At 73.2% G+C, this 12,365-nt stretch carries 10 protein-coding genes; 4 read left to right on the forward strand and 6 right to left on the reverse strand.

Annotation, left to right across the window (positions count from 1 at the left end):
* The 4 genes from ACWDAS_RS07320 to ACWDAS_RS07335 form a co-directional block, all read right to left on the reverse strand.
* On the reverse strand, positions 1–3,306 hold a 3,306-nt coding region (locus ACWDAS_RS07320), incomplete at its 3' end, for a beta-ketoacyl synthase N-terminal-like domain-containing protein (protein ID WP_450387859.1).
* 35 nt (positions 3,307–3,341) lie between these two features.
* Positions 3,342–4,229 carry a thioesterase domain-containing protein gene (locus ACWDAS_RS07325; protein ID WP_450387860.1) on the reverse strand — a complete coding sequence of 296 codons (888 nt, stop codon included), beginning with the start codon at positions 4,227–4,229 and terminating at the stop codon, positions 3,342–3,344.
* A complete protein-coding gene (locus tag ACWDAS_RS07330; RefSeq protein ID WP_450387861.1) occupies positions 4,213–4,479 on the reverse strand; it encodes an acyl carrier protein in 267 nt (88 codons plus the stop codon). The genes ACWDAS_RS07325 and ACWDAS_RS07330 overlap by 17 nt, the downstream gene beginning before the upstream one ends.
* Before the next feature lie 15 nt (positions 4,480–4,494).
* Positions 4,495–5,787 (reverse strand): NAD(P)/FAD-dependent oxidoreductase, encoded by a 1,293-nt coding sequence (locus tag ACWDAS_RS07335; RefSeq protein WP_450387862.1) that lies wholly within the window; start codon positions 5,785–5,787, stop codon positions 4,495–4,497.
* Positions 5,788–6,199: 412 nt separating this feature from the next.
* Here ACWDAS_RS07335 and ACWDAS_RS07340 point away from each other — a divergent pair, with 412 nt between their 5' ends.
* Both ACWDAS_RS07340 and ACWDAS_RS07345 read left to right on the forward strand, forming a co-directional pair.
* Positions 6,200–6,607: a DUF3291 domain-containing protein gene (locus tag ACWDAS_RS07340; RefSeq protein ID WP_450387863.1), complete on the forward strand. Its 408-nt coding sequence runs from the start codon at positions 6,200–6,202 to the stop codon at positions 6,605–6,607.
* On the forward strand, positions 6,604–8,142 hold the full coding sequence (locus ACWDAS_RS07345; protein WP_450387864.1) for an MFS transporter: 1,539 nt from the start codon (positions 6,604–6,606) through the stop codon (positions 8,140–8,142). Before ACWDAS_RS07340 ends, ACWDAS_RS07345 begins: the two co-directional genes overlap by 4 nt.
* A 77-nt stretch (positions 8,143–8,219) precedes the next feature.
* On the opposite strand, the gene ACWDAS_RS07350 is transcribed toward ACWDAS_RS07345, so the two are convergent.
* Complete coding sequence (locus tag ACWDAS_RS07350; RefSeq protein ID WP_450387865.1) at positions 8,220–9,209, reverse strand: alpha/beta fold hydrolase; 990 nt, start codon at positions 9,207–9,209, stop codon at positions 8,220–8,222.
* A gap of 281 nt (positions 9,210–9,490) precedes the next feature.
* Between ACWDAS_RS07350 and ACWDAS_RS07355 the strand changes: the two genes are divergently transcribed.
* Together ACWDAS_RS07355 and ACWDAS_RS07360 are read left to right on the forward strand one after the other, a co-directional pair.
* Complete coding sequence (locus ACWDAS_RS07355; RefSeq protein ID WP_450387866.1) at positions 9,491–10,498, forward strand: ATP-grasp domain-containing protein; 1,008 nt, start codon at positions 9,491–9,493, stop codon at positions 10,496–10,498.
* A 47-nt stretch (positions 10,499–10,545) separates the two neighbouring features.
* Complete coding sequence (locus tag ACWDAS_RS07360; RefSeq protein ID WP_450387867.1) at positions 10,546–10,986, forward strand: SRPBCC family protein; 441 nt, start codon at positions 10,546–10,548, stop codon at positions 10,984–10,986.
* Positions 10,987–11,110: 124 nt separating this feature from the next.
* On the opposite strand, the gene ACWDAS_RS07365 is transcribed toward ACWDAS_RS07360, so the two are convergent.
* On the reverse strand, positions 11,111–12,298 hold the full coding sequence (locus tag ACWDAS_RS07365) for a transglycosylase family protein (RefSeq protein WP_450387868.1): 1,188 nt from the start codon (positions 12,296–12,298) through the stop codon (positions 11,111–11,113).
* Positions 12,299–12,365: the final 67 nt, after the last annotated feature.

Raw genomic sequence — 12,365 nt, forward strand, 5'->3', positions numbered from 1 at the left:
CCCCAGGTCCGCTTCCAGATCCATCCCCGGCTCCAACATCTCCGCCGGATAACCCGTCTTCTCCGCCACCACCTCCAACAGCGCATCCAGCACCACGCCACTCGCCGCAGCCGGGACGGAGGCCGCGACCGGCTCCGCAGCCGCGGGGAGCTCCGCAGACACCGCGGGCGCCGCGGGCGCGGCGTCGCCGCGGAGGGCGTCGATGAGCAGACGCGTCGCGCGTTCGTGGGCGGCGGATATGGACGTGCCGTGCCGCTCGATGAGCCGCAGCGCGGCATCCGTGTCGGGGCGGCCGCCGGCGCGGACGGACTGCTCCAGGGAGGCCACCGCATCGCGGATCGTCTCGACGTGGGCGTCGAGGATCTCGGCCTGGAGCCCCAGGCCCTCGCGCACGACGTCGCTCAGGGCGTCCGCGGAGGCCGGGGCCGGCGCGGCCGCATCGGCCGTGGCCGTCACCGTCGGCTGCGACAGGGCCTCCGCATAGGCCTCGCGCCGGGCGTCCGAGACGTAGTTGACGCCGCGCAGCGGGATCGTGAGGCCCTTGCGCGCGGGCGCGGCCGGGCGCGGCTCGGCGTGGTCGTCGATGCCGGTGACCGGGAGGCCCAGGACGGCGAGCTCGACGGCGGCCCGCTTCAGCGAGATCTCGCTGTCCTTGCTGGGCCCGCCGTCGACCGCGAGGGAGACGACGTCGCCGCGCCCGTCGAGGATGCGGTCGATGAGGTCGGACAGCACGCGCTTGGGCCCGAACTCGACGAAGACGCGGTAGCCGTCGGCGTACATCTCCTCGACGCGGTTCTGGAAGGCGACGGGCTGCAGCAGCTGCTCCACGAGCGTGCTCCGGTTGGCATCGGCGTCCGTGCCGTAGGCCGCGCCCGGCGTGTTGGCGTACACGGGGATGCGCGGGGCGGCGAGACCGACGCGGTCGACGGCGTCGCGGAAGGCGTCGGCGGCGTGCGCGACGAAGCGGGTGTGGAAGGCGGCCGAGACGGGGAGCCGCTTGGCGGGGATCTTCCTGGCGGCGACGTCGGCGACCAGGCGGTCGATCTCGGCGGTGGGGCCGCCCACGACGATCTGGCCGGGGGCGTTGACGTTGCAGATGGCGACGCTTCGATAGGTGGCGACGAGCCCCTGCACCTCGCCCAGTTCGGCGCGGATCGCGGCCATGGCGCCCGGGTCGAAGTCGGCGGCCGCGCGCGCCGGCGGGGCCATGGCCAGTCCGCGGGCACGGGCGAGTTCGGCGAAGCCGTCGTCGTCGAGGGCGCCGGCCGCCCACAGGGCGGTGAGTTCGCCGAAGGAGTGGCCGATGGCGCCGTCGGGGGCGAAGCCGAGCTCGCGGAACCAGGCGAACTGGCCGGCCGAGAGGGCCCCGATGGCCGGCTGCGCGAAGTCGGTGCGGCGCAGCGCCTCCTCCTGCGCGGTGCGTGTGGCGTCGTCGAAGGCGGGCGGCGGGAAGACGACCCGGCCCAGGGTCTCGGCGCCGCCGCTGATCCGGTTGGCCCTGTCGTACGCGGCGAGGACGGGCGGCAGCGCGAGCGCCGCCTGGCGGCCCATGCCGACGTACTGGCTGCCCTGCCCGGCGAAGACGGCGGCCGTCTTCACACCGGAGGGCAGTCCGGCGCGGCGGTAGCTGATGCCCTTGGGGTGCTGCCAGGAGGCCGCGTCGGGCTTGGCGCGCAGCAGTTCCACGGCCGCGGCCCGCAGCTCCTCGAACTGCTCGTCGCTGCGGGCGACGATGCCCAGCCGCGCGTCGCCGGCGGGGATCGGGCCGGCCGGGTCGGGCGCGGCGCCCTGCTCCAGGCGGCGGGCGAGGGCCTCGGGGTCGGCGGCGTGCCACAGGCCGGTGCGGGCGACGGGCCCGAGCACCTTGCGGGCGCCGGCCGGGTCGTGCTCCTCCAGCACCATGTGGAAGTTGGTACCGCCGAAGCCGAAGGAGGAGACCGCGGCCCGCCGCCTGTCGCGCGCGGGGTCCAGGACCCAGGGGCGGGCCTGGGGGCTGACGTAGAAGGGGGTGCGCGCCGGGTCGACGGCCTCGCTGGGCTTCTCGACGTTGATGGTGGGCGGCAGGACCTTCTGGTGCAGGGAGAGCGCCAGTTTGATGAGGCCGGCCGCGCCCGCGGCCGCCTTGGTGTGCCCGATCTGGGACTTGACGCTGCCGATGGCGGCGTAGCCGAGCTCGCCGGAGCCGGGCCCCTCGCCGACGAACGACCCGAGGGCGGACAGCTCGGTGTGGTCGCCCACCGCCGTGCCCGTGCCGTGGGCCTCGAAGAGCTCGACGGAGCCGGCGGGCACGGCCGCGTCCTCGTAGGCGCGGCGCAGCGCGAGCTGCTGCCCTTCGGCGCGCGGGGCGTAGATGGACTTGAAGCGGCCGTCACTGGAGGTGCCGATGCCGCGGAGCACGGCGTAGACCCGGTCGCCGTCGCGCTCGGCGTCGGCGAGCCGCTTGAGGGCGAGCATGCCGATGCCCTCGCCGATCAGCGTGCCGTCGGCGGACTCGTCGAAGGGCTTGATGACCTGGCTCTTCGAGAACGCCGGGGTCTTGCTGAAGCACATGTACATGAGGATCGTGTTCTCGGCGTCGCAGCCGCCCGTGATCATCAGGTCGGCACGGCCCTCGATCAGCTCGCTGACGGCGAGCTTGACGGCGGCCAGCGAGCTGGCGCACGCGGCGTCGACGGTGCAGTTGGTGCCGCCGAGGTCGAAGCGGTTGGCGATGCGGCCGGCGACGACGTTGCCGAGCATGCCGGGGAAGGAGTTCTCCTCCCACGGGATGTACGCCTTCTTGAAGCGGCGGGCGATCTCCTCGGCGTCGGCCTCGCTCAGCCCGACGCTGCGCACGACCTCCTTCAGCACGGGGGTCTGCAGGCGCGCGGAGAGCGGCTGGGTGAGGGAGTTGGCGCCGGTGACGCCGAGGATGACACCGGTCCGGCTTGCGTCGTACCAGGCCGCGTCCTCCGTGCCCGCGTCGCGCAGCACGTCGCGCGCGACGGTCAGCGACAGCAGCTGGAGGATGTCGGTGACCTCCAGGGTGTTCGGGGGCAGGCCGAACTCCATGGGGTTGAAGGCGATCTCCGGCAGGAAGCCGCCGCGCCGGGCGTAGGTCTTGTCCTCGGCGGTGGGGTCCGGGTCGTAGTGGTCGTCCGGGTTCCAGTGGCTCGCGGGGACGTCCTCGATGCAGTCGCGGGCGTCCACGATGTTGTGCCAGAACTCGCGCAGGTCGCGCGACTTGGGGAACAGGCCGGCCAACCCGACGATGGCGATCGGTGTCTCGGCCAGACGTGAGTGATGCACGACGGTCCTCTCGGTCATGGGCGCCGGGTGGCAGGGCGCGGGTCCACGAATGCTCAGGCGACGGCCGGATCGGCCAGCAGGCCGGCGAGCACGGCGACGGCGGTGGGTTCCCGGAGCATCGTGTAGTGGTCGCCGGGAACGCCCAGCTGCCGCACGGGGCGGGTGCTGAGCAGGCTCCAGCCGAGGTCACCGCGGTCCGGGAGCAGCGAGCGCTCCGGCTTGACGAGAGTGACCGCGCGGTGCAGCGGAGCCGGTTCGTACGGTGCGGTGCAGCGGTTGTTGCGCAGCAGCCCGCCGTGGTAGGCGGCGTAGAGCTTGCGCAGCCCGGCGAGTTCTGTGCCGGCGGGCAGCACGCCCTGGGCGGTGGCCGCGGCCAGCAGCGCGGGCAGGCCCTCGTCGGTGTCGGCGACCGGCGGGACGCTCACCGTGAACGGGCGGCCGCGTTTGGCCCCCAGGTACATGGCGAACCAGTCGAGCAGCATCGCCGGTTCCAGCAGCTCGTCGGCGCGCTTGAAGGCGGGGACGGGCGCGATGCTGTCCAGCAGGACGAGTTCCTCCAGCCGGCCGCCGCGCCCCGTGGCGTCGAGCCGGGCGGCGATCTCGTACGCGACGACACCGCCGAAGGACCAGCCGACCAGGGAGAACGGCGCGTCCCCGGGCGGAGAGGCGGCCAGTTCGGTGAGGCAGCGCTCCGCCAGGTCGCCGACGGAGACCGCCGCGGCCTCCGGGTCGAGGGCGGCGGCGAAGAACTCGGGGACGTTGCCCAGGTCGAACAGCGACAGCGCGGTGTCCCCGGGCAGCCGCTCGGCGAGCGCCTCCCACGCGGCGGCCGCCAGCGCGCCGGGGTGGACGGCGTAGAGCCGGCGGGCCGCCCCGCCGTCCGGCTCGCGCAGCGGCGTGAGGACCGGGCGGGGGGCGGTGCGGTCAGGCCGCTGCGACATGGCGGGCGTTCTCCTCGGCGATGTGCTCCGACAGCGCGGCGATGGTCGGGTGGTACCAGAGCGCGGTCGCCTCCAGTTCGAAGCCGAGCCACTTCTCGAGCTCACCCGCGAGGATCAGCGCCTCGGTGGAGTCCAGGTCGAACTCGTCGAAGTAGCGGTTGACGTCGATCTGGGACGGCTCGACCTCCAGGCGGACGGCGAGCTTCTCGACCAGCCAGGCCTGCGCTTCCTCGGCGGTGACACGCTGCATGGGGATTCCCTCACTTCACTTCTTGATGTCGCGGGCGATGGACTCGGCGGCCTTGAGCCCGGAGACGTATCCGGCCTCGTGGGAGCCGATCAGGTCGTGGCCGATCTTGGGCGAGTGGAAGTAGGAGCCGGCGAGCTTGATCCGGCCGGTGTCGTTGACGGCGTAGATGGTGCGCTGCATGGAGCGCACGTCCAGGTCGATGACCGGGTGGGTGAACGGCAGCTCCCGGATGACCAGTTCGTCGCGGGGGACGATCGGGCAGTCGAGGGTGACGAAGTAGTCCTTGCGGGCGGTGAAGCCCTGCAGGGAGTTCATGTAGTACGCCACCCAGGTGCGGGTGCGGCCGTCGACGGTCTTCAGGCCGTAGTTCCAGCTCTGCCAGCGGGCGCGCTCCGGCGGCATGCCGGAGGGGTCGGTGTGCAGGACGGCACGGGTGGAGCTGTAGCGGACCTTGCCGAGGATGTCGGTCTGCAGTGCGGTCGGCTGCTCCAGCATCGCCAGGGTCTGGTCGGCGTGCGAGGCGAGCACCGCGTAGTCGTAACGCTCCTCGCCGTCGGCGGTGCCGATGACGACGCCGCCGCCGGGACCCGCCTCCTCGCGGACCCGGGTGACGGGGCTGCCGGTGCGGACCTTGCCGTTGACGGCGGCGACGACCCGGCGGACGTACTCGATGCTGCCGCCGGAGACGGTCTTCCACGCCACCGAGCGGCCGCCGAGACCGCCCGGGTCGTGCGACATGAAGAAGGCGATGACGGTGGTGGCCGGCATCTCCCAGATCAGCTCGGCCGGCACCGACCAGACGGCGGTGGCCAGCAGCACGACGTAGCCGTACTTGAAGGCGTCGGAGTAGCCGTTGCGGTCGAGGTACTCGCCGAGGGCCATGTCGGTGCGCTTGCGCAGGAAGTCGCGGGGGGCCTCGCGGTGGAAGCGCTCGGCGTCCCGCCACAGGGGCAGGAAGCCCGCCGGGTAGCGCCGCGCGATCTCCTCCTCGGGGAGCTCGAACTCGGCGGTGCCGTAGTCGAGTCCGCGGTCGAGGTCGAAGAAGTCGAAGCCGCCGGTGTGGTCCAGGGCGGTGGCGCCGAGCTCCTGGAAGAAGGCGGTCAGCTGCGGGTACGTCCGGGAGTTGAAGACCACGAAGGCGGTGTCGATCCCGATGGTGCGGCCGTCCTCCTCCACCTCGACGGTCAGGGCGTGGCCCCCGGGCCGGTCCTCCTTCTCGTAGACGGTGACTTCGACGTCGTCGGGCAGGTGGTACGCGGCGGACAGGCCGGATATGCCGGCTCCGACGACAGCGACACGGGTGGTCATGACAGGCAGCCCCTCGGCTCGAGCAGTTCTCAGGAACCGGTCGCGTTGGGCGACGGCGGCTGGAGCGCAGAGGGCTGAGACCTCTGAAGGCGTGAAGTCGTCCGTGTCCCGCGCGGGTCGGGCCGGCGGGCGGCGCACTGGGAACGTAGGACGACGCGGGGCGGAGGGTCAAACACCGCATCATCGACGGTTTCCGGCCCATCGAGGCCACCGATGCGCCCCGCCCGGGGTGTCCGGATCGGCGTACGCCGGGCACCGGGGGCGCGAACAGGCCAACTGCCGCGCGTACGCGCCGATCCGCCTCCCAAAGGTGTCCGGAAGGCCGCGGGGAGGGACTCATGTGGGTGGCGGGAGTTCCTGCCGTGACAGCGCGCATCGGCCGCGCACCCGTACCGAAGAGGAGAGAGCTGCCATGCCCACCATTCCCTGGATGCCCGGGGCCGCCGCCGAAGAGTCCCCAGACTCCGGTGAGGCCGTGGTCATGGCCTCCAAGCTCCAAGTGACCTCGCTGCTCAGCGTGCCCCGCTTCTTCCTGCTGTCGCTGGTGGTGTGGAGGCAGGTGCGGTCGGCGCCCGGCGTGATCGGTGCCTCGCTGCGGGCGGAACCGCTGAAGAAGACCTTCTGGACGCTGTCGGCGTGGCGGGACCAGGAGGCGCTGGACACCTTCGCCCGCACCGACCCGCACGCGCGGATCGTGGCGCGGCTGCGGAAGGTGATGGACCGCTCGGTGTTCGTCTTCTACACCACCGGCCGCGACGCCCTGCCCGTCGCCTGGGACGACGCCACGCGGCGCCTGGCCGAGAAGGAGCGCGCCCGATGAGCACCGTCACGGGCGCGGCGTCCGCGCAGGCGCCGCAGAAGCCGGTGATCCCGCGCGGCAGGCTGGTGCTGCTCGCCGCCTGCCTCGGGCTGTTCATGTCGTTCATCGAGGTGACGGCGGCGATCTCCACGCTGCGCGCCTTGCAGGTCGACATGCAGGTCGCCCCCGCCGACCTGAGCTGGGTGTCCAGTACGTACACCCTGGTCGTGGCGGCGTGCGTGCTGTCGGGCGGCGCGCTGGGCGAACGCTACGGCCGGCGCCTGGTGTTCGTGGTCGGCGTGGTCGCCCTGGCGGCCGGCTCGCTGGTCGTGGCCACCGCGGGCGGGTTCCCGCAGGTGCTGGTGGGGCGCGCGATCAGCGGAGTCGGCGGGGCGCTGGTGCTGCCGACCTCGCTGGCGATCATCACCACCACCTTCTTCGTCGACCTGCCGCGCATGGTGCGCTACATCACGGTGTGGGTGTCGGTCTCCGGCCTCGGGCTGGCCGTCGGCCCGCTGCTCGGCGGCGCCCTGCTCGACCGCTTCGACTGGCCCGCGGTCTACCTGGTCAACACGCCGCTCGCGGTGGTCACCGTCGCCGTCGCCCTGTACGCGATGACCGAGTCCAAGGTGCCCGACCGGCCGCTCGACCTGCCCGGCCAGGGCCTGTCCGTGCTGGGCCTGGGCACTCTGGTGTACGGGATCGCGGTCGGCGGCCGGGCCGGCTACGACGACCCGGCCGTGGTGGCGGCCCTGGCGGTGGCGGTCGTGGCGCTGGTCGCGCTGGTGCTGGTGGAGCGCCGGACCGCGGTGCCGATGCTGGACGTGCGCATGATGGGCTCGGTCCGGGTGTCGGCGGCGCTGGTGGTGGCCGCGGCGGCGCTGTTCGCGTTCGTCGGCGTCATCTTCCTGCAGGTGCTGTTCCTGCAGCGGGTGCAGGCGGTCGCGCCGCTGAGCACGGGGGTGCGGCTGCTGCCCGCGATGGTCTTCTTCGTGCTGTCCACGTTGGGGGCGCAGCGCATCGCCGGGAAGGTCGGGGCGGCCCGGCTGCTGGCCGCCGGCTCCCTGGTGACCGCCGTCGCCGCCGCGGTGCTGGTGCGGCAGCAGCCGGACAGCCCGTACGCGATCACGGCGGTGGGCCTGGCCCTGGTCGGCCTGGGCAGCGGACTGGTCGTCGCGCCCTCGACGGCGGCCGCATTCGCGGTGGTGCAGCCCGCGCAGATGGGTGCCGCGTCGAACGCCGTCACCGCGTTCCGGCAGGTCGGCTCGGTGCTGGCGACCTCGGTGCTCGGCGCCGTTCTGGCGGTCCGCTTCATCGGCGCGCTGCCGGCGCGGCTGGCGGCCGCCCATGTGCCGCCGCAGATCGCCGCCGCGGTCGTCGGCGTGGCCCGCAGCGGCGGGAGCGGCAGCGGCCGCTCCACGCCCGCGGTGACGGACGCGATCGGCGCGTCGTTCACGATCGGCATCCACACCGGCCTGTGGGTCGTCGCCGGGGTGTCCTTCGGGGCGGCCGTGCTGGCCGCGGTGTTCCTGGCCCGCGAACCTGCCGCCGGGTAGCCCGGACGCGGCACGACGGCGCGGCGGGAGGGGTTTCCTCCCGCCGCGCCGTTTCCGTGTCCCGGCGGATCCGCGCGTCAGCGGCGGAAGCGGCGGACGGCCGCGACCAGGACCGCGCCGGCGACGAGCGCGAGGCTCGCCACGCCGCCCATGCCGGTGAGGACCCTGTCCCGGGGGCCGGTGTCGGCCAGCGCGGGGCGCCCGGCGGACCCGGACGCGGTGCTGTCGGCGGCCTCGCGGATCATCCGGACGACGGTGTCGGGATGGGAGATCATCGCGACGTGCGAGGAGTCGATCTCCACGGTGTGCGAACCGGCCCGCTTGGCCTCGAACCGTTCCAGGTCGGGGTTGATGGCGTGGTCGCCGGAGGCGACGAGGGCCCAGGACGGGATGGTCCGCCACGCCGCCCACGGCGCCTCGTCGGTGAACGCCCGCAGCGCGATCGGCCGTTGTTCGGCGGCCATCAGCCGTGTCATCGACGTGGGCAGGTCCGCGGCGAAGACCTTGCGGAAGGCGGCGTCGCGGATGTAGACGTCGGTGCCGCTGCCGGACCCGTCCCGGTACGGCACCGGGCGCTGTGCCGAGGCGAGGTCGCTGGGCGCGAACTTCGAGGCCAGCCCGCCCAGGGTCTCCCCCGTGTCCGGCATGAACGCCGAGACGTAGACCAGCGCCTTGACGTCGGGGTTGCCCGCGGCGGCCCCGCTGATCACCGCGCCGCCGTAGGAGTGGCCCGCCAGCACGATCGGGCCGTCGATGCTCTTCAGCACGCTCGCGATGTAGGTCGAGTCGCTGATCAGGCCGCGCAGCGGGTTGGCGGGGGCCACGACCTTGTAGCCGGCGTTCCGGAGGCGCTCGACGACCGGGCTCCAGCTCGACGCGTCGGCGAAGGCGCCGTGCACCAGGACCACGGTCGGTCCGGCCCCGCGGCCCGCGGCGCCGCCGTCGGCGACCGGGGAGGCGAGGGCGGGGCCGCCGGCGAGCGCCGTGGAGATGAGCGCCGCGAGGAGCGCTCCCGTCCGCGCTATGTGACGACGGTTCAGCGGACCACGGGAGGAAGGCCCAGCCATGCTGTTCTCTCTTCCGGGCGGAGGGACTGCTGTCGCCTCCAGCCTTGGCCCGCCGCGGCCGTCCCGCTCGTTCCCGGGGGACGGAAGAGTGACGGCGGGTCGAGCGTTCTTCGCCTGCGCTCCGTGGACGTGAAACACCGGCGTCACGGAACGCGGCTATGATCCGCCTCACACATGATCCCGGACGGCAGGAAGCCTGCGTAGCCGCATGCCTTCCTGCCGCTCCCATGCACTGAGGGGAGCGTCCGATAGCCCTCCGAATATGGCTCAGCAGCGCGGGGGTGGCCACCACCCAGGTCATGCGGATGCTGCGCGGAAATCCCGATTCCGTCGATGTCCGCATCTACGGGACCAATGTCGATCCCTCGGCGCCCGCCCTGGCCGCGTGCGACGTGGCCGAGGTGGAACCCCGCCATGTCGGCGACGAGGCGTACGCCGACTTCGCGCTCGATTTCTGCCGCAGGCACGGGATCGACGTCCTCGTCCCGCCGCGCAGGCTGACGGCGCTGGCCGGGCGGGCCGACGACTTCGCCGCCGCGGGCACCCGGCTGATGTGCTCGCCGCCGGCCTCGGTCAAGGTGCTGACCAGCAAGAGCCGTACTTATGAGGAGGCACTCGCCGCGGGCATCCCGGTCCCGCCGTGGCGGGTGGTGCGGGACGCCGACGGCCTGCGGGCCGCGGTGGACGAACTCGCGGCGACCGGCGAGACCATCTGCATCAAGCCCGCCGGCGAGTACTCGGCCTTCGGCTTCCGCATCCTGGAAGACCGCCCGATGGCCATCCGGGACCTGCTCGCGCCCGCCAGGCCCATGGCCTCGGTCGACGCGGTCGCCCAGGCGATGAAGCGGGCGGCGGACGAGGGCGAACACGTCCCCAGCCTGATCGTCATGCCCTACCTGGAGGGTCCCGAGGTCAGCGTCGACTGCCTCTCCGCTCCCGGCGGGCGGCTGCTCGCCGCGATCCCCCGGGCCAAGGAGGGCCGCTACCGGCTGCTGCTGGACGACCCCGCCATGACCGAGATCGCGCGGCGCCTCGTCGGGCACTTCGGCCTCGCCTATCTCTCCAATGTGCAACTGCGGCACCGCCACGGCGAGCCCGTCCTCCTGGAGGCCAATCCGCGGCCCTCAGCGGGGATCTTCCAGACCGCCTTCACGGGCGTGAACCTGCCCTGGGCCGCCGTCCGCCTGCTCACGCACGGTGACGCGGGGCTCGTCGACGCGCCCCGGCTCGGTGGCCGCGTCGCGATGACGGAAGCGGTCACCGAGGTCCCGGTGGTCAGCGTGGCGTGAGGCGGAGGCAGGGGGCACGCTGGAAGGAGGAAGGCAGGTGGCAGCTCATGAGCAGACTCGAAGAGCAGATCGACCTGAACGTTCCGACCGAGGTGGCGTGGCAGCACTTGCACCGTGTGGAGGAGTATCCACAGTTCGTCGGTGGCGTCCGGGAGGCCAGGGCCGAGGGGGACAGCAAGGCCCGCCTCGGCGTGTCGGGGTCCGGCCGTGACTCCATCGACGCAGAGTTCTCCGACCGCACCAAGGCCCGGAGCGACACCCGGGAGATGACCTGGCGCACCAGCGGCGGTGCCGAGATCACCGGGACGTGCTCGGTCCTCCCGATCGACGAGCAGCACAGCCGGATCCAGGTCCGCATGGAGTACGACCCCGCCGAGATCCGCGAGGCCTTCGGCGGTCCCAAGGGTTTCGCCCAGGTCAGCGCGATCGAGCGCACGGTCCGTGACGACCTCGAACGCTTCAAGGACCTCGTCGAGCGCGAACGCTAGTCGGTGCTCCGGCACGTCCGTGCGGCCCGCGGGGCCGCACGGGCCGCCATGGTGGTGTGGTGCCGGTAGTGGTCCGGCTGTCCCGCCGTCTCGCACCCACCCAGCGGCCGGGGGCCGGGTTCGCCTAGAGCCGCACGCCGTGGCGTCGCAGATAGGCGACCGGGTCGACGTCGGAGCCGTAGCCCTCGCCCGTGCGCACCTCGAAGTGCAGGTGCGGGCCGGTCGTGTTGCCCGTCGAGCCGGAGCGGCCGACCTGGCGGCCCGCGCTCACGGACTGGCCGGCGCGCACGGTCAGCGAGGACAGGTGGCCGTACTGGGTGTACATCCCGTCGTGGTGCCGGATCACCACCTGGTAGCCGTAGGCACCTCCCCAGCCGGCCTCGACGACGGTGCCCCCGGCGACCGCCTTCACGGAGGTGCCGGTGGGCACGACGAAGTCCTGGCCGGTGTGGTAGCCGCTGGCCCAGTGGGAGCCGCTGCGGTGGTACGGCGTGCCGAGCGCGCCGCTGACGGGTGCGACGAACGCGTGCGTGGCGGCGGCGGGTTCGGCGTGCCGTTTCCCGGGCGCGCCGGGCTTCGCCGACTTCCCCGGCTTGGCGGGCTTCGCCGCCTTGGCGGGCTTGGCGGCCTTCGCGCCGCCCTTCGCCGGGGGCTTCGCCTTCGTGCCCGGCAGGGCCAGTTCCTGTCCGGGGAGGATGAGATCGGGGTCGGCGCCGACGACCGAACGGTTGGCGGTGTAGAGCCGCTGCCAGCCGCCGCGTATGTGCTGCTCGTCCGCGATCCCGGAGAGGGTGTCGCCGCTGACGACCGTGTAGGAACCCTCCTCCGAACCGGGGTGACTGCCCGTCACCTGCTTCTGGTCGGCCTTCTTCCCGGGCGCCGATGCCGTCCGCCGCGGCTGCGCCTTCGCCTCATGGCCGCCCCGGGACAGCCCTGCGCGCCGCGAGCACACGGGCCACGCCCCGGGCCCCTGGCCGTCCAGGACGCGTTCCGCGATCGCGATCTGCTCGCCCCTGCTCGCCAGGTCGGCGCGGGAGGCGAACTTCGCGCCGCCGTACGTCTTCCACGTCGACTGGGCGAACTGCAGCCCGCCGTAGTACCCGTTGCCGGAGTTGATGTGCCACTTGCCGCTGCTCTCGCACTGGGCGACCTTGTCCCAGGTGCCGGCCGGCGCCGCCCCCGCGCCCGTCGCGGCGACGATCGGCAGCGCGAGCCCCGCGCCGGAGGCGGCCGTGACGGCGACGGACATCTGGGAGAGCCGGCTCGGCGGCTGGGGCCTGCGGTGGCGACCGCGCGCGGACCGTACGGGCATGGGGGACCACTTCTCGGCTCCGAACACACGGCCGTACAAGTACGACAGAGGGATCTTGTCGCCGCAA

Source organism: Streptomyces sp. NPDC001070 (assembly GCF_053598835.1).

Excerpts from the sequence above, each read along its gene's own strand:
- ACWDAS_RS07325 (WP_450387860.1), bottom strand. The coding sequence starts at position 4,229 with ATGTCGCAGCGGCCTGACCGCACCGCCCCCCGCCCGGTCCTCACGCCG.
- ACWDAS_RS07330 (WP_450387861.1), bottom strand. The coding sequence starts at position 4,479 with ATGCAGCGTGTCACCGCCGAGGAAGCGCAGGCCTGGCTGGTCGAGAAG.
- ACWDAS_RS07335 (WP_450387862.1), bottom strand. The coding sequence starts at position 5,787 with ATGACCACCCGTGTCGCTGTCGTCGGAGCCGGCATATCCGGCCTGTCC.
- ACWDAS_RS07340 (WP_450387863.1), top strand. The coding sequence starts at position 6,200 with ATGCCCACCATTCCCTGGATGCCCGGGGCCGCCGCCGAAGAGTCCCCA.
- ACWDAS_RS07345 (WP_450387864.1), top strand. The coding sequence starts at position 6,604 with ATGAGCACCGTCACGGGCGCGGCGTCCGCGCAGGCGCCGCAGAAGCCG.
- ACWDAS_RS07350 (WP_450387865.1), bottom strand. The coding sequence starts at position 9,209 with ATGGCTGGGCCTTCCTCCCGTGGTCCGCTGAACCGTCGTCACATAGCG.
- ACWDAS_RS07360 (WP_450387867.1), top strand. The coding sequence starts at position 10,546 with ATGAGCAGACTCGAAGAGCAGATCGACCTGAACGTTCCGACCGAGGTG.
- ACWDAS_RS07365 (WP_450387868.1), bottom strand. The coding sequence starts at position 12,298 with ATGCCCGTACGGTCCGCGCGCGGTCGCCACCGCAGGCCCCAGCCGCCG.